This is a genomic window from Burkholderia sp. AU33803 (assembly GCF_002223095.1).
In the GTDB taxonomy this organism is placed as follows: Bacteria; Pseudomonadota; Gammaproteobacteria; order Burkholderiales; family Burkholderiaceae; genus Burkholderia.
This window is the reverse complement of sequence record NZ_NKFJ01000005.1, coordinates 929,074-951,895: the sequence shown is the minus strand read 5'-3', so window position 1 is coordinate 951,895 and position 22,822 is coordinate 929,074. Positions and strand designations below refer to the sequence as shown.

At 67.9% G+C, this 22,822-nt stretch carries 20 protein-coding genes; 15 read left to right on the top strand and 5 right to left on the bottom strand.

What is annotated here, in order from left to right:
* The first annotated feature begins 50 nt into the window (after positions 1-50).
* The 9 genes from CFB41_RS16230 (at position 51) to CFB41_RS16190 (ending at position 10,306) form a co-directional block, all read left to right on the top strand.
* Positions 51-1,160, top strand: a complete 1,110-nt coding sequence (locus CFB41_RS16230) for an NAD(P)/FAD-dependent oxidoreductase (protein WP_089457084.1) — start codon at positions 51-53, stop codon at positions 1,158-1,160.
* Positions 1,161-1,332: 172 nt separating this feature from the next.
* A complete protein-coding gene (locus tag CFB41_RS16225; protein WP_039354792.1) occupies positions 1,333-1,644 on the top strand; it encodes a high-potential iron-sulfur protein in 312 nt (103 codons plus the stop codon).
* A gap of 191 nt (positions 1,645-1,835) precedes the next feature.
* A complete protein-coding gene (locus CFB41_RS16220) occupies positions 1,836-3,143 on the top strand; it encodes an MFS transporter (protein ID WP_089441228.1) in 1,308 nt (435 codons plus the stop codon).
* 335 nt (positions 3,144-3,478) lie between these two features.
* Positions 3,479-5,107 (top strand): ABC transporter substrate-binding protein, encoded by a 1,629-nt coding sequence (locus CFB41_RS16215; RefSeq protein WP_089457083.1) that lies wholly within the window; start codon positions 3,479-3,481, stop codon positions 5,105-5,107.
* Between the two features lie 117 nt (positions 5,108-5,224).
* Entirely contained in the window at positions 5,225-6,235 is a 1,011-nt protein-coding gene (locus CFB41_RS16210; RefSeq protein WP_014895775.1) for an ABC transporter permease subunit, read from the top strand.
* Positions 6,236-6,239: 4 nt separating this feature from the next.
* The gene (locus tag CFB41_RS16205) at positions 6,240-7,157 is read left to right on the top strand and encodes an ABC transporter permease subunit (RefSeq protein ID WP_089441227.1); all 918 of its coding nucleotides are present in this window, start codon (positions 6,240-6,242) and stop codon (positions 7,155-7,157) included.
* A gap of 2 nt (positions 7,158-7,159) precedes the next feature.
* Positions 7,160-8,155 carry an ABC transporter ATP-binding protein gene (locus CFB41_RS16200; RefSeq protein WP_089441226.1) on the top strand — a complete coding sequence of 332 codons (996 nt, stop codon included), beginning with the start codon at positions 7,160-7,162 and terminating at the stop codon, positions 8,153-8,155.
* Complete coding sequence (locus CFB41_RS16195) at positions 8,152-9,168, top strand: peptide ABC transporter ATP-binding protein (protein ID WP_089441225.1); 1,017 nt, start codon at positions 8,152-8,154, stop codon at positions 9,166-9,168. Before CFB41_RS16200 ends, CFB41_RS16195 begins: the two co-directional genes overlap by 4 nt.
* Complete coding sequence (locus CFB41_RS16190) at positions 9,161-10,306, top strand: TraB/GumN family protein (protein WP_089457082.1); 1,146 nt, start codon at positions 9,161-9,163, stop codon at positions 10,304-10,306. The genes CFB41_RS16195 and CFB41_RS16190 overlap by 8 nt, the downstream gene beginning before the upstream one ends.
* A 560-nt stretch (positions 10,307-10,866) precedes the next feature.
* Here the strand turns inward: CFB41_RS16190 and pxpA are convergent.
* The 3 genes from pxpA to pxpB all read right to left on the bottom strand — a co-directional run bounded on the left by pxpA (position 10,867) and on the right by pxpB (position 13,425).
* Positions 10,867-11,631 carry a 5-oxoprolinase subunit PxpA gene (gene pxpA / locus CFB41_RS16185; protein ID WP_089457081.1) on the bottom strand — a complete coding sequence of 255 codons (765 nt, stop codon included), beginning with the start codon at positions 11,629-11,631 and terminating at the stop codon, positions 10,867-10,869.
* Positions 11,632-11,704: 73 nt separating this feature from the next.
* On the bottom strand, positions 11,705-12,772 hold the full coding sequence (locus tag CFB41_RS16180) for a biotin-dependent carboxyltransferase family protein (protein ID WP_089441222.1): 1,068 nt from the start codon (positions 12,770-12,772) through the stop codon (positions 11,705-11,707).
* Complete coding sequence (pxpB, locus tag CFB41_RS16175) at positions 12,769-13,425, bottom strand: 5-oxoprolinase subunit PxpB (protein WP_089457080.1); 657 nt, start codon at positions 13,423-13,425, stop codon at positions 12,769-12,771. Before pxpB ends, CFB41_RS16180 begins: the two co-directional genes overlap by 4 nt.
* 148 nt (positions 13,426-13,573) lie before the next feature.
* On the opposite strand from pxpB, the gene CFB41_RS16170 reads away from it, so the two are divergent.
* Positions 13,574-14,086, top strand: a complete 513-nt coding sequence (locus CFB41_RS16170; protein WP_027788908.1) for a winged helix DNA-binding protein — start codon at positions 13,574-13,576, stop codon at positions 14,084-14,086.
* Between the two features lie 74 nt (positions 14,087-14,160).
* On the opposite strand, the gene CFB41_RS16165 is transcribed toward CFB41_RS16170, so the two are convergent.
* Positions 14,161-14,769, bottom strand: a complete 609-nt coding sequence (locus CFB41_RS16165) for a 5-formyltetrahydrofolate cyclo-ligase (RefSeq protein ID WP_089457079.1) — start codon at positions 14,767-14,769, stop codon at positions 14,161-14,163.
* Positions 14,770-14,777: 8 nt separating this feature from the next.
* On the opposite strand from CFB41_RS16165, the gene CFB41_RS16160 reads away from it, so the two are divergent.
* Genes CFB41_RS16160 through CFB41_RS16145 form a run of 4 tightly spaced genes read left to right on the top strand, consistent with a single transcriptional unit; the run spans position 14,778 to position 19,680 of the window.
* Positions 14,778-16,730 (top strand): lytic transglycosylase domain-containing protein, encoded by a 1,953-nt coding sequence (locus tag CFB41_RS16160; protein ID WP_089457078.1) that lies wholly within the window; start codon positions 14,778-14,780, stop codon positions 16,728-16,730.
* A 57-nt stretch (positions 16,731-16,787) separates the two neighbouring features.
* Positions 16,788-17,747, top strand: coding sequence for a complex I NDUFA9 subunit family protein (locus tag CFB41_RS16155; protein WP_089441218.1), 960 nt, complete (start codon positions 16,788-16,790; stop codon positions 17,745-17,747).
* Between the two features lie 47 nt (positions 17,748-17,794).
* Positions 17,795-18,442 carry a glutathione S-transferase family protein gene (locus CFB41_RS16150; RefSeq protein WP_089441217.1) on the top strand — a complete coding sequence of 216 codons (648 nt, stop codon included), beginning with the start codon at positions 17,795-17,797 and terminating at the stop codon, positions 18,440-18,442.
* Positions 18,439-19,680: a multifunctional CCA addition/repair protein gene (locus CFB41_RS16145; RefSeq protein ID WP_089457077.1), complete on the top strand. Its 1,242-nt coding sequence runs from the start codon at positions 18,439-18,441 to the stop codon at positions 19,678-19,680. The genes CFB41_RS16150 and CFB41_RS16145 overlap by 4 nt, the downstream gene beginning before the upstream one ends.
* Positions 19,681-19,738: 58 nt before the next feature.
* Here the strand turns inward: CFB41_RS16145 and CFB41_RS16140 are convergent, their stop codons facing one another.
* Positions 19,739-20,524, bottom strand: a complete 786-nt coding sequence (locus tag CFB41_RS16140) for a helix-turn-helix domain-containing protein (RefSeq protein ID WP_089457076.1) — start codon at positions 20,522-20,524, stop codon at positions 19,739-19,741.
* A 435-nt stretch (positions 20,525-20,959) separates the two neighbouring features.
* On the opposite strand from CFB41_RS16140, the gene CFB41_RS16135 reads away from it, so the two are divergent.
* Entirely contained in the window at positions 20,960-22,810 is a 1,851-nt protein-coding gene (locus tag CFB41_RS16135) for a M24 family metallopeptidase (RefSeq protein WP_089457075.1), read from the top strand.
* Positions 22,811-22,822 lie beyond the last annotated feature (12 nt).

Sequence of the window (22,822 nt, the reverse complement as noted above, 5' to 3'; positions counted from 1 at the left end):
GACGTACAATTCCCTTCTCTCCCCTCGACGCGCTAGCGGCGCGAAACGTCATGGAGCAGATGGATTGTGTCGTGATCGGCGCGGGCGTCGTCGGTCTGGCGATTGCGCGCGAACTGGCCGCGCGCGGGCGTGAAACGCTCGTGCTCGAGGCGGCCGATGCGATCGGCACGGGTACGAGTTCGCGCAACAGCGAAGTGATCCACGCGGGGCTCTACTATCCGCGCGGGTCGCTGAAGGCGACGTCGTGCGTGCACGGGCGCGACCTGCTGTACGAATTCTGCGAGACCCATCACGTGCCGCACCGGCGCGCCGGCAAGTTGCTCGTCGCCACGAGCGCCGCGCAGGTGAAGCAGTTGAGGGCGATCGCCGCACGCGCGACCGAAAACGGCGTGCTCGACCTGATGCCGCTCACGCGCGCCGAGGCGCAGACGCTCGAGCCCGCGCTCGAATGCGTCGAGGCGCTGTTCTCGCCGTCCACCGGCATCGTCGACAGCCACCAGCTGATGCTCGCGCTGCTCGGCGACGCGGAGCGCGACGGCGCCGTGTGCGCGCTGAAATCCCCGGTCGAATCGATCGACGTGCTGCGCGGCGGACGCTTCGTCGTGCGCACGGGCGGCGACGCGCCGACCGAGATCGAGGCCGCCTGCGTGATCAACAGCGCGGGCCTCGGCGCGCAGGCGCTGGCGCGCCGCACGCGCGGCCTCGACCCGCGCTGGGTGCCGCCGCTCTATCTCGCGCGCGGCAACTACTTCAGCCTGTCGGGGCGCGCACCGTTTTCCCACCTGATCTACCCGATGCCCGACCGCGCGGGGCTCGGCGTGCACCTGACGCTCGACCTCGGCGGGCAGGCGCGCTTCGGCCCGGACGTCGAATGGATCGATGCGCTGCGCTACGAAGTCGATCCGGCGCGCGCGACCGCGTTCTACGTGTCGATCCGCGCGTTCTGGCCGGGCTTGCCGGATGACGCGCTGCAGCCGGCGTATGCGGGCATCCGGCCGAAGGTCGCGGGCCCGGGCGAGCCGCCGGCGGACTTCATCGTGCAGGGCGCCGCGCAGCACGGCGTGCGCGGGCTCGTGAACCTGTTCGGCATCGAGTCGCCTGGGCTCACCGCGTCGCTCGCGCTTGCGCAGCGGGTGGGCGACATGACGGCTTACCGCTGACGCGGCACGTATGTGGCGGGGAAGTGGCGAATGCGTATCGGCCGTATGGCGGCCGTGTGAAATTCCTTATCTCTGGAATTTCGGCATGCACATTTATTCGCTTGAGCGTTATTCTGTCGAACGGCTGTCGCCAGAACAGCTTTCAAACCGATAACGTTGGAGCGAGTCCCCCATGAAAACATCCCGTCGGAGTTTCCTGATTACGAGCATTGGTGCCGTGTCCGCGCTGGCGCTGTCGCGTGAAGCGCTGGCCGATGCGCCGATGCTCGCGGAAAGCGACCCGACCGCGACGGCACTCGGCTACAAGGCCGATGCGACGAAGGTCGACAAGACGAAGTACCCGAAATACGCAGCGGGCCAGGATTGCGCGGCCTGCATGCTGTACCAGGGCAAGAAGGGCTCGGCCTCGGGCCCGTGCGGCGCCTTCCCCGGCAAACAGGTGTCGGCGAAGGGCTGGTGCAGCGCCTTCTCGAAGATGGGTTGAGGCCCGTGCGGCATCGTGCGATGCCGCATTGTGGCGAAAACCGCACAACGCCCGCCGTCGAAAGATGGCGGGCGTTTTTTATTGCTTGAAAACGGTTCCGTCGCTTTCTACACTCGCTGCACACCGGCGCGCCGCGGGCACTTTGCGCGCCGCGCAGCCCGACACGGCGAACCGACGAGGACGAGGCACGCATGGCGACGATTGCGAATTCAACGAAAACGATCCGGCCCGAGCGTGCGCTGAACCGGCGTGCGGTCGCGGCCGCCGTGATCGGCAATGCGCTCGAGTGGTACGACTTCACGGTGTTCGGCTTCATGACGGTCGTGATCGCCGAGCTGTTCTTCCCGACCTCCAGCGAATACTCGTCGCTGCTGCTGACCACCGCGACGTTCGGCGTCGCGTTCTTCATGCGTCCGATCGGCGGCATCGTGTTCGGGCTGTACGCGGATCGCGCGGGCCGCAAGGCCGCGCTGTCGCTCGTGATCCTCCTGATGACGGCCGGCATCTTCCTGCTCGCGGTCGCGCCGCCGTATGCGGCGATCGGCATCGGCGGCCCGCTCCTGATCGTGCTCGGCCGTCTGCTGCAGGGCTTCTCCGCGGGCGGTGAATTCGGCAGCGCGACGGCGCTGCTGATCGAGGCCGCGCCGTTCTCGAAACGCGGCTTCTACGGCAGCTGGCAGATGGCGAGCCAGGCGGCCGCGCTGCTGATCGGCGCGCTCGTCGGCGCGGCCGTCACCCGCGGGCTGTCGCACGAGGCGCTGCGCAGCTGGGGCTGGCGCGTGCCGTTCATCCTCGGGCTCGTGATCGGCCCGATCGGTTTCTACATCCGCCGCCATCTCGCCGATTCCGAGGCGTTCCTGCATGCGCAGCAAAGTGCGCGCCGCGTGACGCTCGGCGAAGTGTTCACGCGCTATCCGCGCGAGGTGCTGTGCGGGCTCGGCTCGGTGATCGCGCTGACGGTGACGATCTACGTGCTGATCAGCTATCTGCCGACCTTCGCGGTGAAGCAGCTGAAGCTGCCCTACGCGGAATCGTTCTATGCGGTGATCGTCGGCAACCTGCTGCTGATGGTGCTGTCGCCGATCGCGGGCGCATGGTCGGATCGCATCGGCCGCAAGGGGCTGTCGCTGTGGTCGCTCGTGCTCACGCTCGTGCTGATGTATCCGCTGTTCGCGTGGCTCGACGCGGCGCCGAGCATCGCGCGGCTGATCGCGGTGCAGGCCGTGCTGTCGGTCACGCTCGCGGGCTACTACGGGCCGTTCGGCGCGATGATCGCCGAGCTGTTCCCGGCCAACGTGCGCTCGACCGGGCTGTCGATCGCGTACAACGTCGCGGTGATGCTGTTCGGCGGCTTCGGGCAGTTCATCGTCACGTGGCTGATCAAGGTCACGGGCACGCCGCTCGCGCCGACCTACTACGTGATGGCCGGGATCGCGCTGTCGATCGTCGCGGTCGCGTTCGTGCCCGCGCGCAGCGCCGACCTCGACGCGCCGGCGTGACGACGCGGCGACGCGACAACATGACGATTTGAAGACGGTCACCCGATCGTTTCGCAAAACGCAATGATGTACTGCAGAACACGGGAACGCGGTGGGTCGATCCTTCGTGGTCGCGCCCGAATTGTTTAGTCGTCGAACGAAACTTGCGCCAAATGAACGAAATGGGCGCTCGCGCGCGTTGTCGCATTTTTTACTCCCACTAAACATCGGCAAAAACCCGGCGGGACATCTAGAAGAGTTTTTTCTCCAGCTTGTTGCCACATCGTTAGCTCAAGTAATATCCGCGTACGCCGGCCCCTGGCGGGCCGGTTCCGATCTGGAGACCTGGAGGAAACATGGAATACAACCGTCTGTTGCACACCCTGCGTGTTACCGCCATTGCAGGCGTGGCAGCGGCATCGCTCGGCGTCGCGGGCTCTGCATTCGCACAGATCCCGAACAAGACGCTCGTCTACTGCTCAGAAGGCAGCCCGGCGGGTTTCGATTCCGCGCAATTTACGACCGGCGTCGATTTCACCGCCGCCACGTTCACCGTCTACAACCGTCTCGTCGAATTCGAGCGCGGCGGCACGAAGGTCGAGCCGGGCCTCGCCGAGAAGTGGGACGTGTCGCCGGACGGCAAGGTGTACACGTTCCATCTGCGCCACGGCGTGAAGTTCCACACGACCGACTTCTTCAAGCCGACGCGTGAATTCAACGCCGACGACGTGCTGTTCTCGTTCGAGCGCATGCTCGACCCGAACAATGCGTTCCGCAAGGCATACCCGGTGTCGTTCCCGTACTTCACCGACATGGGCCTCGACAAGCTGATCACGAAGGTCGAGAAGGTCGATCCGTACACCGTGAAGTTCACGCTCGCCGAGCCGAATGCGCCGTTCATCCAGAACATGGCGATGGAATTCGCGTCGATCCTGTCGGCCGAATACGGCGACCAGCTGATGAAGGCAGGCAAGGCCGCCGACATCAACCAGAAGCCGGTCGGCACGGGCCCGTTCATCTTCCGCAGCTACACGAAGGACGCGACGATCCGATTCGACGGCAATCCTGATTACTGGAAGAAGGGCGAAGTGAAGATCTCGAAGCTGATCTTCTCGATCACGCCGGATCCGGGCGTGCGCGTGCAGAAGATCAAGCGCAACGAATGCCAGGTGATGAGCTATCCGCGTCCGGCCGACATCGCGACGCTGAAGGCCGATTCGAACGTCGACATGCCGTCGCAGGCCGGCTTCAACCTCGGCTATCTCGCGTACAACGTCGAGCACAAGCCGGTCGACAAGCTCGAGGTGCGTCAGGCACTCGACATGGCGATCAACAAGAAGGCGATCCTCGAGTCCGTCTACCAGGGCGCAGGCCAGGCGGCCAACGCGCCGATGCCGCCGACCCAATGGTCGTACGACAAGAACCTGAAGATGGCGCCGAACGACACCGCGAAGGCGAAGGCGCTGCTCGCGAAGGCCGGCTTCCCGAACGGTTTCGAGATCACGCTGTGGGCGATGCCGGTGCAGCGCGCGTACAACCCGAACGCCCGCCTGATGGCCGAGATGATCCAGGCCGACTGGGCGAAGATCGGCGTGAAGGCGAAGATCGTCACGTACGAGTGGGGCGAGTACATCAAGCGCGCGCACTCGGGTGAGCAGGACACGATGCTGATCGGCTGGACGGGCGACAACGGCGATCCGGACAACTGGCTCGGCACGCTGCTCGGCTGCGAAGCGATCAAGGGCAACAACTTCTCGCACTGGTGCTACAAGCCGTTCGACGAGCTGGTCCAGAAGGGCCGCACGACGACGGGGCAGGACGCGCGGACCAAGCTCTACATGCAGGCTCAGCAGATCTTCGCGCAACAGCTGCCGTTCTCGCCGATCGCGAACTCGACGGTCTACCAGCCGGTGCGCAAGACCGTGGTCGACATGCGTATCGAGCCGCTCGGCTATGCCCGCTTCGACGGTGTTAGCGTGAAGTAACGCGCCCGGCGTAAGCTGTCTACGAAGACCGAGACCGGCTAATTCATCCGGCGGCGGGAGGCCAAAAGCTTCCCGTCGCCGGTCGCACATTTCCCACAAGAAAATCCGAGACGCATCATGTTCACATTCGTGTTGCGCCGCGTGGGCATGGTGATCCCGACTTTCATCGGCATCACCATCCTGGCGTTTGCGCTGATTCACCTGATACCGGGCGACCCCATCGAAGTGATGATGGGCGAGCGCGGCGTCGATCCCGCGATGCATGCGGAGGCGATGAAACGCCTCGGGCTCGACCAGCCGCTGCCCATGCAGTACATCCACTACATCGGCCGGGCGCTGCATGGCGACCTCGGCACGTCGATCATCACGAACACGAGCGTCGCGGGCGAGTTCTTCGCGCGCTTCCCGGCGACCGTCGAGCTGTCGCTGTGCGCACTCGTGTTCGCGCTCGCGGTCGGGCTGCCGGCCGGCGTGATCGCTGCGCTGCGGCGCGGCTCGGTCGTCGACCATGGCGTGATGGGCACCGCGCTCACCGGCTATTCGATGCCGATCTTCTGGTGGGGGCTGATCCTCATCATGGTGTTTTCGTCATACCTCGGCTGGACGCCCGTGTCGGGGCGCATTGCCGTCGAATACGACTTCCCGCACCCCACGGGCTTCATGCTGATCGACGCGCTGCTCGCGCCGGATGAAGGCTCGTTCAAGTCGGCGGTCAGCCACCTGATCCTGCCCGCGATCGTGCTCGGCACGATCCCGCTCGCGGTGATCGCGCGGATGACGCGCTCGTCGATGCTCGAAGTGCTGCGCGAGGATTACATCCGCACCGCCCGCGCGAAGGGGCTGTCGCCCGCGCGCGTGGTCGTCGTGCATGCGCTGCGCAATGCGCTGATCCCGGTCGTCACCGTGATCGGCCTGCAGATCGGCACGCTGCTTGCTGGCGCCGTGCTGACCGAGACGCTCTTTTCGTGGCCCGGTGTCGGCAAGTGGCTGATCGATGCGATCGGGCGCCGCGACTATCCGGTCGTCCAGGGCGGCATCCTGCTGATCGCGACGCTCGTGATCGTCGTGAACCTGGTCGTCGACCTGCTGTACGGCGTGCTGAATCCGCGCATCCGCCACACGAGGTAATCCCATGAGCAATCTGCAAAATACCCTGCCGACCGAATCCGCGCCGGCCGGCGGCCGTGCGCTCGCGTTGCGCGAGTTCTGGGCCAACTTCTCGCGCAACCGGGGCGCCGTCGGCGCCGGCATCGTCGTGATCGTGCTGATCCTGGTCGCGCTGCTCGCGCCGCTGCTTGCGCCGCACAGCCCGGTCGAGCAATACCGCGACTTCGTGAAGATCCCGCCCGCGTGGCTTGAAGGCGGCAACTGGAAATTCATCCTCGGCACCGACGAAGCGGGCCGCGACATTCTTTCGCGCCTGATGTACGGCGCGCGGATGTCGTTCTGGATCGGCTTCGTGTCGGTCGTGCTCGCGCTGATCCCCGGCATCGTGCTCGGGCTCGTCGCCGCGTTCTTCCAGAAGTGGGCGGACACGCCCGTGATGCGCATCATGGACGTGCTGCTCGCGCTGCCGTCGCTGCTGCTCGCGGTCGCGGTCGTCGCGATCATCGGCCCGGGCCTGACCAACACGATGTTCGCGATCGCGATCGTCGCGCTGCCGGCCTATGTGCGTCTCACGCGCGCATCGGCGCTCGGCGAGCTGCAGAAGGAGTACGTGACGGCGTCGCGCGTGGCCGGTGCCGGCACGCTGCGCCTGATGTTCTCGCAGGTGCTGCCGAACTGTACGGCGCCGCTGATCGTGCAGGCGACGCTCGGCTTCTCGTCGGCCATCCTCGACGCGGCCGCGCTCGGCTTCCTCGGCCTCGGCGTGCAACCGCCGACCGCCGAATGGGGCGCGATGCTGGCCTCCGCGCGCGACTACATCGACAACGCGTGGTGGATCGTGACGATGCCGGGCCTGTCGATCCTGATTTCGGTGCTCGCGATCAACCTGCTCGGCGACGGGCTGCGCGACGCGCTCGATCCCAAACTGAAACGGATGGCGTGACCATGAGTAATCTTCTGACCATCCGCAATCTCGCGGTGAACTTCAACGGCCTGCCCGCCGTCGACCGGATCAACCTGTCGATCGCGCCGGGCGAGGTGGTGGGCGTCGTCGGCGAATCGGGCTCGGGCAAGAGCGTGACGATGATGGCGCTGATGGGCCTGATCGACGCGCCGGGCAAGGTGACGGCGGACGAAGTCACGTTCAACGGCGTCGACCTGCTGAAGGCGTCGCCGAAGGCGCGCCGCAAGATCGTCGGCAAGGACATCGCGATGGTGTTCCAGGACGCGCTGACGAGCCTGAACCCGAGCTACACGGTCGGCTACCAGATCAAGGAAGTGCTGAAGCTGCACGAGGGCTTGCGCGGCGACGCGCTGCACCGGCGCGCGCTCGAACTGCTCGACCAGGTCGGCATTCCCGACGCGAAGAACCGCATCGCGTCGTTCCCGCACCAGATGTCGGGCGGGATGAACCAGCGCGTGATGATCGCGATGGCGGTGGCGTGCAACCCGAAGCTGCTGATCGCCGACGAGCCGACCACCGCGCTCGACGTGACGATCCAGGCGCAGATCATGGACCTGCTCGTGAAGCTGCAGAAGGAGCGCGGCATGGCGCTCGTGCTGATCTCGCACGACCTGGCCGTGGTGTCGGAAGTCGCGCAGCGCGTGGCGGTGATGTACGCGGGCGAGGTGATCGAGACCAACCGCGTGCCCGATATCTTCCGCGCGCCGCATCATCCGTACACCGAAGCGCTGCTCGCGGCGATTCCCGAGCACAATCAGGGGGCGCGTCGCCTTGCCGCATTGCCCGGCATGGTGCCGGGCCGCGATGATCGCCCGTCCGGGTGCCTGTTCGCGCCGCGCTGCAAGTACGTCGTCGACGATTGCCGCAAGGCGCGGCCGGCGCTCGACACGCTGGTGCCGGCCAACGATGCGATGCGCGCACGCTGCATCAAGCCGCTCAACGTTTCCAACCTCGACCTGACGGGAGGTGCACGATGAATGCAGTCAATCAAACGCCTCGCGTGGCGCACGACGAGGAAGCCGTGCTGGTGGCCGACGGCCTCGCGAAACACTATTCGGTGAAGCGCGGGATGTTCGGGCAGGGCACGGTGAAGGCGCTGAACGGCGTGTCGTTTTCGCTCAAGCGCGGCAAGACGCTCGCCGTCGTCGGCGAATCGGGCTGCGGGAAGTCGACGCTCGCCCGCCAGCTGACGATGATCGAGACGCCCACCTCGGGCAGCCTGACGATCGACGGCAAGAACGTCGCCGGCGCGAGCCGCGAGACGGTGGCCGACCTGCGCCGCCGTGTGCAGATGGTGTTCCAGAACCCGTTCGCGTCGCTGAATCCGCGCAAGACCGTCGAGCAGACGCTGTCCGAGCCGCTCGAGATCAACGCGAACCTGACCGCCGCCGAACGCGCGCAGCGCATCGCGCAGATCATGCGCACGGTCGGCCTGCGGCCCGAGCACGCGAAGCGTTATCCGCACATGTTCTCGGGCGGCCAGCGCCAGCGTGTCGCGATTGCGCGCGCGATGATCCTCGATCCGCGCATCGTCGTGGCCGACGAGCCGGTGTCCGCGCTCGACGTGTCGATCCAGGCGCAGATCCTGAACCTGTTCATGGATCTGCAGGAACAGTTCAAGACGAGCTACGTGTTCATCTCGCACAACCTGTCGGTGGTCGAGCACGTCGCGGACGACGTGATGGTGATGTACTTCGGCAGCGTCGCGGAGCTGGGCGACAAGGCGACGATCTACGCACGGCCGCGCCATCCGTACACGCGCGCGCTGATGTCGGCGACGCCGGCGATCTTCGAGGAAGACCGCCGCGTGCAGATCAAGCTGCAGGGCGAACTGCCGTCGCCGCTCAATCCGCCGTCGGGCTGCGCGTTCCATCAGCGCTGCCCGTATGCGGTCGAGCGCTGCCGGGTGGAGGAGCCGCAGCTGCGCGAGGTCGACGGCCGGCGCGTGGCCTGCCATCGGGCCGAGGAAGTCGGGGAGGAGAATGCCTGAAGTGTTGGCGGCGCGCGCGTCCGGCGTGCGCCGTGCGGGGGCAAGCAGCGCGCGCGTGATGCGCGCGTACCGCTACGCGCGGCGCTGGAGCGTGCGTACCGTCACGGGCGCGGCGCTGGCCGGCGCGTGCGTGGCGGCCAGCCTCGTGGTTCCCGTCGAATCCGCGCGCGCCGAAGGGCGCGCGCCGGCCACTTCACCGATCCATCCGTCGCAAGTCCCGCCGCCCGGCATGAGCCTGCCGGGCTTCCATGCGCCTGCCGTATCGAACGGCACGGTGTCGAGCGGCACCGTGCGCGTACAGCCCGCACGCATGCCGTTCTACGTCGCGACCAAGGGCAAGGTCACGCTCTACGTGCTCGGCACGCTGCACACCGGCGACCCGTCCGACTACCCGAGCGCGCAGCCGTTCCGGCCGCGCATCCTCGCGGCGCTTGCCGCGTCGCCCACCCTGGCGCTCGAACTGTCGCCCGACGATCTGCTCGAGTCGCAGGACGACGTGTCGAAGTACGGCGTCTGCCGCTACCCGTGCCTGCAGCGCCTGCTGCCCGAGCCGCTGTGGCAGCGGCTCGCGGCGCGCCTGCGCGGCAACCCGGCGGCGCTCGTCGAGATCCGCAAGATGCGGCCGTGGCTCGCGGCGCTCGTCGTCGAGACCTACGATTCGCTGTCGGCCGGCCTGCAGACGGAATACGGCACCGAGGCGCAGCTGCAGAACGTGTTCCTGAAGAAGAAGGGCGGCCGCGTGATCGGGCTCGAGACGCTCGCCGAACAGATGCGCGCGTTCACCGGGCTGACGCTCGCCGAGCAGCGCGAGATGCTCGCGCAGGACATGGTGCAGACGCCCGCGCAGAACGCCGACGACATCAAGGCGCTGCATCGACTGTGGCGAATTGGCGACGCCGATGCGATCTCGGCATGGGCGGTCGCGAAGAGCGAACGGCTCGCGCGTTCGAAGGCATTGTCGGACGCGATCGACAACAAGATCGTGTATGAGCGTAACCGGCGCTTCGTTGCACGGATGACGACAATCGCCGCCCCGAACCGGCCGCTGTTCGTCGCGATCGGCGCGCTGCACCTGGGCGGCCCGCGCGGCGTGCTCGAATTGTTGCGTCAACAAGGTTACAGCGTCGACGCGAACTGATCGCCGTCACCGCGCCCGAACCGATCCTCCCCTGTTTGATCGACGCCGTGCGAGCGGCTCGAACGCCTGGTTGGGCATGCGATTCGATAAGGAAAACCCTCGAATCGTCAGAAAATAGCGTTTCAAACGATTGACATCCCGATCTGCCAATATCTATTCTTCGATCCACAAGTTGAAAAAATGAAAAGAATAGAAAAAGTTCTACGGGGTAGCAGAAAATAAAGCGCGGGGTTAGCGCGTTGCCGGCACGTGGTGCACGTGCCGGCCGCGGAAGTGTCTGCATGTACGGCGGGGCCAATCATCGTCGGACAACAACAACGCATGCAGGCCGACTTGCGGGATAAGCAACGTTCCGTCGTCCCACCGGGGAAAGGCAGTGATCGGGCGGCGGCGGACGTTTTTTAATCCGGAATAGTTTTCCGGTCACCGTCGCAAGACGGTTTCGGGGGGCGAATCGACAGACGGCGAAGCCGCAGCGATTGCGCCAACGGAAAAGCGCCACGAGGGCGCTTTTTTCTTTGGTGCGACGGATCGTGCGTGCGCCGGCGCGATCGGCCGGATCAGGCGCGTTCGTCGGCCTGCAGCATGCCGGGCGCGACCACGTCGACACCCACCGCCTCGAGCGCGGCGCGAATCCGTTTCGCGAAGACCAGCGCGTGCGGCCCGTCGCCGTGCAGGCAGACGGTCTGCGCATTGAGCATCACCCATTCGCCGCCGATCGCCCGCACCTGCCGGCTGCGCACCATGTCCAGCGTGCGCGCGATCATCGTGTCCTCGTCGTCGATCAGCGCGCCGGGCTGGTTGCGCGGCACGAGCGAGCCATCGGCGCGGTAGCCGCGATCGGCGAACACTTCCTCCACCGCGGCGAGCCCCGCGTGCCGCGCGGCCGCGACGAACACGCTGTTCGCGAGCCCGAACACCGCGAGCGACGGGTCGAAATCGCGGATCGCGGACACCACCGCATCGGCGATCAGCGGGTCGCGCGCGGCCTGGTTGTACAGCGCGCCGTGCGGTTTCACGTGCGCGATGCGGCCGCCCTCGGCCTGCGCGATCGCCGACAGCGCGCCGAGCTGGTACAGCACGCCCGCGTAGATGTCGCTGGCCGGCAGCTGCATTTCCTTGCGGCCGAAATTCTCCGGATCGTGAAAGCTCGGATGCGCGCCGATCGCCACGCCTTTGTGCACGGCCCAGCGTACGCAGTCCCGCATCGCGTTCGCGCCGCCCGCATGCCACCCGCATGCGATGTTCGCGGACGTCACGAGGTCGAGCAGCGCCTCGTCCGAACCGCATCCTTCGCCGAGATCGGCATTCAGATCGATTTGCATGATGTTCCTCGTCCACTGGTTGCGTGGCCCGTTTTCTCTACGACGACTGCCTTCGGTACCGCTACCGCCATTGTCACGCCGCACGCGACTCGGCGCGGCGGCGCGCTTCCTCGCGCAGGTCGATCGCCACGTCGATCTGCCGCAGATACGCACGTTCCGCGGCCAGCGCGGCGCGCGCGGCGTCGGGTGTCGTGCGCACGAAGCGGATCGGCAGGTTGAGCCGCGCCTGCGCGAGTTTCCACAAGTCCGCACGGATCACCGTGCCGATCTTCGGGTAGCCGCCGGTGGTCTGCGCGTCGTGCATCAGCACGATCGGCTGGCCGTTCGGCGGCACCTGGATCGTGCCGGGCAGCACCGCGTGCGACAGCAGCTCGGCCGGCCGCTCGCGCACGAGTTCGGCACCGGCCAGCCGGTAGCCCATGCGGTTGCTGTTCGCCGTGACCAGCCATTCCTCATCCCAGAACGCCTGCTGCGAATCGGCGGCGAACGACGCGTAGTCGGGGCCCGGCAGCACGCGCACCGGCATCGCCCACGGCGCATGCGCGGGGCGGTGACGGCGCGGCGGCTCGTCGACGCGCACGAACGCGCACCACGCCGGCGCCTTGACGCCGAATTCGGGCGCGTCGGCCGCGAGGCAACCCATCCCGGCCGGAAGCACGCCGACCGGAAGCCGATCGCCGTCGCGCAGCGCACGGCCGCCGAGGCCGCCGAAGCGTGACGCGAGATCGGTGCTGCGCGAGCCGAGCATCGGCAGCACGTCGATGCCGCCGGCGATGCACAGGTAGCCGCGCATCCCGCGTTTCGCGGCGGGCAGCACGAGCGTCTGCCCGGCCTCGACCGGCAGGCTCCACCATGAATATACGCGCTGGCCGTCGAGCGTCGCACCGAACTCGGTGCCGGTGATCGCGATGCGGGTCGCGCGCGTGAAGCGGAAAGCGGCCGGGCCGATCGTGATCTCGACGGCCGCCGCATCGGGGCGGTTGCCGACCAGCCGGTTGCCGACTTCGAGCGCGAGGCCGTCGAGCGCGCCGCCCTGCGCGACGCCGAGATGGCGCGCGCCGCGGCGCCCGAGATCCTGCACGGTGGACAGCGGGCCGGCCCGCACCACTTCGATGGTGCCCGGTACGGTGCTCTGGGTCATCGTGCGTCGACTCCGGCAATGGTGAAGCGTACGCGGTCGCCGGGCAGCAGCAGCGTCGGTTGCGGCCGCGCCGGATCGAACAGCACGTGCGACGTGCGGCCGATCAACTGCCAGCCGCCGGGCGACGTGGCCGGGTAGATGCCCGTCTGCGCGCCGCCGATGCCGACCGAGCCGGCCGGCACCTCGAGGCGCGGCGCCGCGCGGCGCGGCATGTGCAGCGCGGCGTCGAGCCCGCCGAGATACGCGAAGCCCGGCTGGAAGCCGACGAAGAACACGACGTACGTGCCGGCCGCGTGGCGCGCAACGACTTCGTCGGCCGACAGGCCGGTATGCGCGGCGACGGCCGGCAGGTCGGGGCCGGCGGCGCCGCCGTATTCGACCGGGATCTCGACCTCGCGGCCGTCCGCGTGCTCGACGTCGGCCGTCTCCCACGCGTCGCGCAGCGCGGGCGTGAGCGACTCGGCCGTCGTGGCGAGCGCGTCGAACACGATCGTCAGGTTGTTCATGCCGGGCACGACGTCGATCACGTCGGGCCACGCGCGCGCGGCCTCGGCAACGGCCCAGACGCGGCGCTGGCAATCGAGCGTGGCGGGCGGCGGCACCTCGCAGACGAGGGCGGCATCGCCGAGCGGATAAAAGCGGGGTTGCGTCATCGGACTGGCACGGTTCGGACGGCAATGTTAGCGCACATTGTCAATAAAATATCGACAACTTCCCAATAAGCGTTTTCGCCTAGCCCGTATGTCGGGGCTTCTGGCGTACACTCGGCACACCCTGTCATCCGGCTTGCTCCGCCTTTCCATGAAGCGTCCTGCGACCAAGATCGTGTCATCCGAACACCTCGTTTCCGATTCGAGCGCGGAGCTGTCGGAGCTCGAATACGGCCTCATCATGGCAGGCAATGCTTTCAATCGGTGGATGGTGCGCTGCATGTCGGCGGCCGGCGCGAAGGACATGACGGCGGTCGAGGTGTCGCTGCTGCATCACGTCAGCCATCGCGAACGCAAGAAGAAGCTCGCCGACATCTGCTTCGTGCTCAATATCGAGGATACGCACGTCGCGACCTATGCGCTGAAAAAACTGATCGCCCGCGGCTATGTGAAGAGCGAGAAGAACGGTAAGGAAGTGTTCTTCTTCGCGACCGACGCGGGCCGCGACCTGTGCCTGAAGTACCGCGAGGTGCGCGAGCACTGCCTGATCGAGACGCTGAAGGACAGCGGGCTCACCAACGAGCAGATCGGCGACGCGGCGCAGTTGCTGCGCAACGCATCGGGCCTGTACGACACGGCCGCGCGCGCGGCGGCGTCGCTGTAAACGGTTGCGCCGCGGGTGGTGCGAGGCGGAGTGCTGACGGGCGTGCGACGATGGGTGCGGCGCCGCCCGCCGCGTCATCCGGCGGCCGGGTATAGTGCGCCGTCGGTCACGATCCAGTGCAGCGCGAGATCGTGCGCTTCGGCCGGCAGCGCAGCGACGCGGCACGCTTCGTACGCAATGCCGACGGTTACGGGCAGCGCGCTGCCCGGCCACGCGGCGAGCGTGCGGTCGTAGTAGCCGCCGCCGTAGCCCAGCCGGTAGCGCTGCAGATCGAATCCCACACAGGGAATCAGCAACAGGTCGGGCACGACGACGATTCCCGACGCCGGTTCCGGAATCCGGTGATGCCCTTCGCGCATCGGCGTGTGCGCGTCCCACGCATGGAACTCGAGCGGCGTGTGCCGTTCGTCGATCACGGGCAGCGCAGCCTGCCTGCCGGCGCCGGCCGCGCACCACGCGAGCACGGCCTCGCGCGCATCGAATTCACCCGGCAGCGGCCAGTAGAACCCGACCGTGCGCGGCGCGAGCCGGTCGAGCAGCGTGCGCAGCCGCGCGTCGAGCGCGGCGTTCGCGGCGGGTTGCGACGCGGCGTCGCGACGCGCGCCGGACAGCGTTTTGCGTAGCGCAACCTTCGGGTTCGGCACAGGGTTGCGTGCTATGCTTTCGCTCACTTCGTGCTCCATTCAAAACGATGTCGAACAGCCTTTTCCGAGTATATCGCGCGGTGGCGCTCACACTTTCGGCCGCCGCGCTCGTCGCGGGTACGGCTGCGTGCGCCGCACCGAACGACGATACGGTCGCCGGGGACGACCAGACCTTCGTGCAGCTTCGTGAAGCCGCGCGTCGCAACGACGCCGCGAAAGCCGCGCAGCTCGCGTCGATGATCCCGAACTATCCGGTACCGTCCTACGTCGAGTATTTCCAGATCAAGCCGCAGCTGTTCGATTCGACGGGCCGCGCGCGCGTGGACGCGCCGGACGCGCCCGTGCAGTCGTTCCTGCAGCGCTACGACGGCCAGGCGATCGCCGACCGCCTGCGCAACGACTACCTGCTCGTGCTCGGCGCGCGCCACGACTGGCGCAACTTCGACGAGCAATACAAGCGCTTCGTGCTCGACGACGACACGCAGGTCAAGTGCTATGCGCTCGAATCGCGCGCGGCGCGCGGCGAGAACGTCGCCGAAGCGGCGCGTGCGCTGCTCGTCGAGCCGAAGAACTACGGCGACGCATGCGTCGACCTGATCACCGCGCTCACGGTCAACCAGCAGTTCACGAGCGACGACGTGTGGCAGCAGGCGCGCCTCGCGTACGAGCAGAACTACACGACGCTCGGCGGCAAGATCGTCGATGCGCTCGGCCCGCGCCCGGTCGGCTTCGACCAGGCGACGAGCGCGCCGCCGCTGTACCTCGCGCGCGGCGTCGGCTCCGACGCAACCTCGCACCAGCTCGCACTGATCGCGCTCAGCCGCATGGCGCGCAACGATCCGGACGCCGCCGCCGGGATGCTGACCACGGTCGCGCCGTCGCTGACCAAGCAGGAGCAGGCGATCGCGTGGGGCGCGATCGGCTACCAGGGCGCGATCAAGCGCTCGCCGCTCGCGTCGGTCTGGTACGCGAAGTCGACGAATGCGCCGCTGTCGAACCCGGGCTACGAATGGCGCACGCGCGCCGCGCTGCTCGCCGGCAACTGGCCGATGGTGCGCTGGTCGATCGAGCAGATGCCGCCGTCGCTGCGCAACGATCCGGCCTGGATCTACTGGCATGCGCGCGCGCTCAAGCAGAGCGGCGACACGCTGCAGGCGAACCAGGAATTCGAGCAGGTCGCGGGCCAGTTCAACTTCTACGGGCAGCTCGCCGGCGAAGAGCTCGGCCAGCGCACGACGATCCCGCCGCGCACGAAGGTGAGCGACGCCGAGATCGACGCGATGAGCAAGATTCCGGGCTTCGCGCTCGCGCAGCGTTTCTACGCGCTGAACCTGCGCCTCGAAGGCAACCGCGAATGGAACTGGCCGCTGCGCGGGATGACCGATCGCCAGCTGCTGGCCGCGGCCGAATACGGCAAGCGCGTCGAGCTGCTCGACCGTACGGTCAACACGGCCGACCGCACGAAGGCCGAGCACGACTTCACGCTGCGCTACCCGTCGCCGTACCGCAACATCGTCGAGCGCTATGCGCAATCGACGGGCCTCGACATCGAATGGGCGTACGGGCTGATCCGCCAGGAATCGCGCTTCATCATCAGCGCGCGTTCGTCGGTGGGCGCGGGCGGCCTGATGCAGCTGATGCCGGCCACCGCGCAGATGGTCGCGAGGAAGCTCGGCATGGGCACGATCTCGCGCGCGCAGATGCACGACATCGATACCAACATCCAGCTCGGCACCTGGTATCTGGCGGACATCTACAACAACTTCGACAGCTCGCCGGTGCTCGCCACGGCCGGCTACAACGCGGGCCCGGGCCGGCCGCGCCAGTGGCGCCAGGTGTTGACGCAGCCGGTCGAAGGCGCGATCTTCGCAGAAACGATTCCGTTCAACGAGACGCGCGACTACGTGAAGAACGTGCTGTCGAACACCGTCTATTACGCGGCGCTCTTCGAGGGCAAGCCGCAGTCGTTGAAGAAACGTCTAGGCATGATCTCGCCCTGATACGCAATCTTCACACTGCCGCGCGAGACGCGGCAGTGTTCTTTTGAGGCTCACGACATGGATCGCCAGACCGTTGCGCTGCTGGGCGGCACCGGCTTCATCGGCAGCCGGCTCGTCAATGCACTGATCGAATCCGGCAAGCAGGTACGGATCGGCACGCGCCGGCGCGACCACGCGCGCCACCTGCAGATGCTGCCGGTCGAAATCGTCGAGCTCGACGCGCTCGACACGCGCACGCTCGCGCGCTTCGTCGCCGGTGCGCACGCGGCGATCAACCTGGTCGGCGTGCTGCACGGCGGCCGCGGCACGCCGTACGGGCCCGGCTTCGAGCGCGCGCACGTCACGCTGCCGGCCGCGCTCGCGACCGCCTGCACCGAGGTGGGCGTGCAGCGCGTGCTGCACATGAGCGCGCTCGGCGCCGATTCGCACGGCCCGAGCATGTACCAGCGCTCGAAGGGCGACGGCGAGGCCGCGCTGCATGCGATCGCGGCGACCGATTCGCTCGCGCTGACGATCTTCCGCCCGTCGGTCGTGTTCGGCCCCGGCGATGCGTTCCTCAACACGTTCGCGAACCTGCAGCGCTCGGTGCCCGTGCTGCCGCTCGCGATGCCCGACGCGCGCTTCCAGCCGGTGTTCGTCGGCGATGTCGTGCGCGCGTTCGTCAACACGCTCGATCTCGCGGCCGCACACGGCAAGACCTACGAACTCGGCGGCCCGACCGTCTACACGCTCGAGCAGCTGGTGCGCTATTGCGGCACGCTGGTCGGCCGCCAGGCACGCATCGTGCGGCTGCCCGACGCGCTCGCGCGGCTGCAGGCGAGCGTGTTCGAATGCCTGCCCGGCGAGCCCGTGCTCACGCGCGACAATCTCGCGACGATGTCGGTGCCGAACGTGCTCGCGGGGCCGCTCGCGCCGGAACTCGGGATCTCGCCCGCGAGTCTCGAAAGCATCGCGCCCGCGTATCTCGGCCAGGCCGCGCAGCGCTCCCGGTTCGACTGGTTCCGCTCCCGCCGCTAGGCCGGCAGCGTCTTCCTTTTCACCTTCGCGTTTTCCGGATCACCGTCATGAAACTCGTCATTGGAGACAAGAACTACTCGTCATGGTCGATGCGTCCGTGGCTGCTGCTCGCGCATTTCGGCATCCCGTTCGACGAGATCGCGATCGAGCTGCGCCACGATGACACGGCCGCGCGCATCCGCGAGTATTCGCCGTCCGGCAAGGTGCCGTGCCTGATCGACGACCACGGCGTCGCGATCTGGGATTCGCTCGCGATCGCCGAGACGCTCGCCGAACGCTATCCGCAGTTTCCGATGTGGCCGGCCGATCCGCTCGAGCGCGCGCATGCGCGCTGCGTCGCGGCCGAGATGCATTCGGGCTTCGCGGCGCTGCGCACGCAGATGGGCATGAACGTGCGCGCGTCGATGCCGGGGCGCGGCGCCACACCCGACGCGCTCGCCGATGTCGCGCGCATCGATGCGCTGTGGAGCGCGTGTCTCGAGGCGTCGGGCGGCCCGTTCCTGTTCGGCGAATTCGGCATCGCCGATGCGATGTACGCGCCCGTCGTGATGCGCTTCAACACGTACGCGCCGGGCCTGTCGCCGGAAGCGGCCGGCTATGCGGCGCGCGTGACGGCGCTGCCGGCCGTGCAGCGCTGGATCGACGCCGCGCGCCGCGAAACGAACGTGATCGCCGAATACGAGCCGCAGCCATGAACATCTACGCAGTAGGCGGCGCCATCCGCGACGAACTGCTCGGCGTGCCCGTGCAGGACCGCGACTACGTGGTGGTGGGCGCGACCCCCGAGCAGATGGCCGCGCAGGGGTTCCGGCCGGTCGGCAAGGATTTCCCGGTATTCCTGCATCCGCGCACGCAGGAGGAGTACGCGCTCGCGCGCACCGAGCGCAAGACGGCGGCCGGCTATCACGGCTTCCAGTTCCACTACGCGCCGGACGTGACGCTCGACGAGGATCTCGCGCGGCGCGACCTGACGATCAACGCGATGGCGCGCGAGGTGAGCCTCGAGGGCGACCTGGTCGGGCCCGTGATCGATCCGTTCGACGGGCAGGCCGACCTGCGCGCGCGCGTGTTCCGGCACGTGAGCGACGCGTTCGTCGAGGATCCGGTGCGGATCCTGCGCATCGCGCGCTTCGCCGCGCGGTTCGCGGATTTCACGGTCGCGGACGAAACGCTCGCGCTGATGCGACGGATGGTCGACGCGGGCGAGGTCGACGCGCTCGTGCCCGAGCGCGTGTGGCAGGAAATCGCGCGCGGGCTGATGGAAGCGAAGCCGTCGCGGATGTTCGCGGTGCTGCGCGAGTGCGGCGCGCTCGCGCGCATCCTGCCGGAAGTCGATGCGTTGTGGGGCGTGCCGCAGCGCGCCGACTACCACCCGGAGGTCGACACGGGCGTGCACGTGATGATGGTCGTCGACTATGCGGCGAAGCAGGGGTATTCGCTGCCGGTGCGCTTCGCGGCGCTCACGCACGATCTCGGCAAGGCGACGACGCCGGCCGACGTGCTGCCGCGCCACGTTGGCCACGAGGGCCGCAGCGTCGACCTGCTCAAGCCGTTGTGCGAGCGGTTGCGCGTGCCGAACGAATGCCGCGATCTCGCGCTGGTCGTCGCGCGCGAGCACGGCAACCTGCATCGCGTGATGGAGATGGGCGCGGCCGCGCTGGTGCGGCTGTTCGAGCGCAGCGACGCGCTGCGCAAGCCGGCGCGTTTCGCCGAGATGCTGCAGGCGTGCGAATCGGATGCGCGCGGGCGGCTCGGGCTCGACACCCAGCCGTATCCGCAGGCCGAGCGGCTGCGCGTCGCGCTCGCGGCCGCGCGCAGCGTCGATGCCGGCGCAATCGCGCGCGGCATCGGCAACGATACGGAGAAGATCAAGGACGCCGTGCATCGCGCACGGATCGCGGCCGTCGCGCAGGCGCTCGAGATCGGCGAATAGGGCCGGCGAATAGGGCGGCGGGATGGGCGCACGCCTTGCGTCCGCCGCCCGGCAACCGTTACGACTTCTTCTTGCGCGCCGGCTTCGCGGCCGCCGGGCGTTTGCCGGCGGATGCGCGCGGCTTGGCCGCGGCCTTCTTGTCCTTTCCCGCCGCGCCGGCGTCGCGCTCGCGCTCCGCCCGCTTGGGCGCCGGCCCACGGCGGCTCGCGCGCGGCTCGCCCGGTGTCGCACGTGCGGCGGGCGCCGCTTTCCCGACGTCCATCGTCGCCGACACGAACCCCGTGCCACGGTCGTCGAACAGCGGCAGCGTGCCGACCGCGATCACCTCGGCCGGCCCGTCGCCCACGTTCGCGACCCGATGCCGCTTGCGCGCGTCGAAGTGCAGCGAGTCGCCGGGCGACAGCGGGTAATCCTTCTTGCCGACCGTGTAGCAGATCCGGCCGGCCAGTACGTACACGAATTCGTCGCCGCCGTGCGCGACCCATTCCGAGCGGTAGCCTTCCATCATCTGCACCTTGAGCGCATTGATCTGGCTGCCGTCGAACGTGGTGGAAAGGCGTTCGTACCACTGCGACCTGGCGTCGAGCGCGTACGGCTTGCGGCGGCCCTCGTACGAATCGGGCTGGGCCTGGCGCGGCTGGTCGATCAGCGCGCCGAGCGGCACGCCGAGTGCCTTCGCGACGTTGACGAGCGACGACAGCGAGATGCCCGTGAGGTGGCGCTCGACCTGGGACAGGAACCCGACCGACAGCTTCGCCTCGGTCGCGACTTCCAGCAGCGTCTTCTTCGCTTCCCGGCGCAGGCGGCGAATGCGCTGGCCGATACGCATGATGTCTGAATCCATGAATCTCTTTCGTGACAACGAGTCGGGAGGCGAGCGGACGGGCGGTGCAGTCGCCGGACGGTGATTTCCGCGCCTCGCACGAAGCACGGCCGTCGGGACGGCGATGCCGGCGCATTGTACCGCGCCGTGTCGCCGGGCGAATTCATGCGGCGTTGTGCCGGGATACGCAGGTGCCGCGGCGATTTTAGCCCTACGAAAATTTTAGCTTGACCTCAATTTCGGCGTGCTCTAGATTCTGTCGCGCGTATCAAAAAAAGTTAAGTGGGACGAAAATTTTTTCAAGGACTGCTGCCGGAACGGCACGGCGGTCCGGCGCCGTGCCGCGCCGGGCCGAACGTCCACCTGCAGCGGCGCCGTGCCGCATCAGGCCTGCCCCGGGCCTGCACTCCGCTGCGTCACCGCCGGCCGCCGACAACAATGCATAACGGGCTTCCGATGATCGATCGACTGAAATACAGCTTCTCCGGCCTTCCCCCGTACGACGCATCCGTCGTCGACACGCAGGCGGGCCTGTCGCGCCTGCTCGACGCGGCGCGGCTCGACGCGGTGCTGGTCACGTCGCAGGACGAATACGTGACCGAGTACCTGCCGCTCGCCAACAATCCGCGCTATGCGGTGTCGGGTTTCAACGGCTCGGCCGGCTGCGGGATCTTCCTGAGCGCGGCGACCGCGCAGGCGCTCGATCTGCCCCCGTTCGTGCTGTTCGTCGATGGCCGCTATCACCTGCAGGCCGAGCAGCAGTGCGATCCGGCGCGCGTGCGCATCGAGAAGCTCGGGATGAACGTGACGATCTGGCAGGCGATGGCCGACTGGCTGGTCGCGCACGGCAGCCGGCTCGCACGGGTCGGCTACGACGCGCGGCGGATCAGCGTCGCGCAGCGCGATCGGCTGTTCGAACGGACGCAGGCCGCGTCGCTCGACTGGACGAGCCTCGTCGACCGCGAGATCGATCGCGCGATCGCGCTGCCTGGCTGGGTCGTCGAGCGGCCGATCTTCGAAGTGCCGGAATCGGCGACCGGCCTGAGCGTCGCGCAGAACCTCGACACGCTGAACCGCCAGCTCGCCGCGCATACCGGCGCGCCGGACGGCAAAACCGCGTTCTTCACCTGCGCATCGGACGATCTCGCGTATCTGCTGAACAGCCGCGGCTATCACATTCCGAATGCGTCGTCGCACCTCGGCTTCCTGTTCGTGGTCGGCGGCGAGGTGGCGTTGTTCCTGCCGGAAGGCTGCGACCGCTGCGAGGTCACGCTCGCGTCGTATCCGGCGCTGCACGTGATCCGGCGCGATGTCGCGGCGCTCGAACGCTTTCTCGCGCAGTTCGACGTCGAGCACGTGTGCTACGGCTTCGAATCGGTGAACTGCGCGCTCGTCGACGCGGTGAAGCGGGTGTGGCCGCACGCGCGGCAGGCCGACTTCAACCCGGTCGAGGCGATGCGGGCCAGCAAGACGCCGGCGGTGCTCGACCAGTTCCGCGACGCGTTCGCGCGCAGCTCCGCGGCGATCGCCGAGACGATGCGCTGGGCGAAGGCCGGCGAGCCGGGCGCGCGCCACACCGAATACGATCTGGCGCGCAGGATCAACGACGCGTACGGCGCACGCTCGGCGGTGGCGCTGACGTTTCCGTCGATCGCGGCGAACGGCGCGAACAGCGCGTTCGCGCATTACACGGCGGCGAGCGCCGACGTCGAGCTGACGGAAGGCGAACTCGTGCTGCTCGACAGCGGCGCGTACTACGAAGCCGGCTTCGCGACGGACTGCACCCGTGTGGTGCTGCGCCGGACCCGGCCGGAAACGGTCGCGCAGCCGTGGCAGCGCGAGATCTACACGGTCGCGCTGAAGGCCTGCATCAAGGGGCTCGTCACGCGCTTCCCGAGCGACGCAAAGGGCGGCGACGTCGATGCGCTCGTGCGGCAGGTGTGCCGCGACCACGGCCACGATTTCGGCCACGGCACCGGGCACGGCGTCGGGATTCACGTGCACGAGGGCGGCGTGCGGTTCGCGCCGGGCGCTCAGTACGGGCTCGTGCCGAATGCGGTGGTCTCGGTCGAGCCGGGCATCTACGTGCCGGGCAAGGGCGGCGTACGGATCGAGAACATCGTGATCATCCACCGGGACGACGCGCAGCCGGATACCGTCACGTTCGAGAACATCGTGACGGTCGGCTACGACTGGGACCTGATCGATCTCGACCTGCTGGACGACGACGAGCGCGCGTACCTGCGCGACTACGAGCGGCTGTGCGTGGAGCGCGGCACGCAGGTCACCGCGTGTCCGCTGCTGTAGGCACGGCAGGGC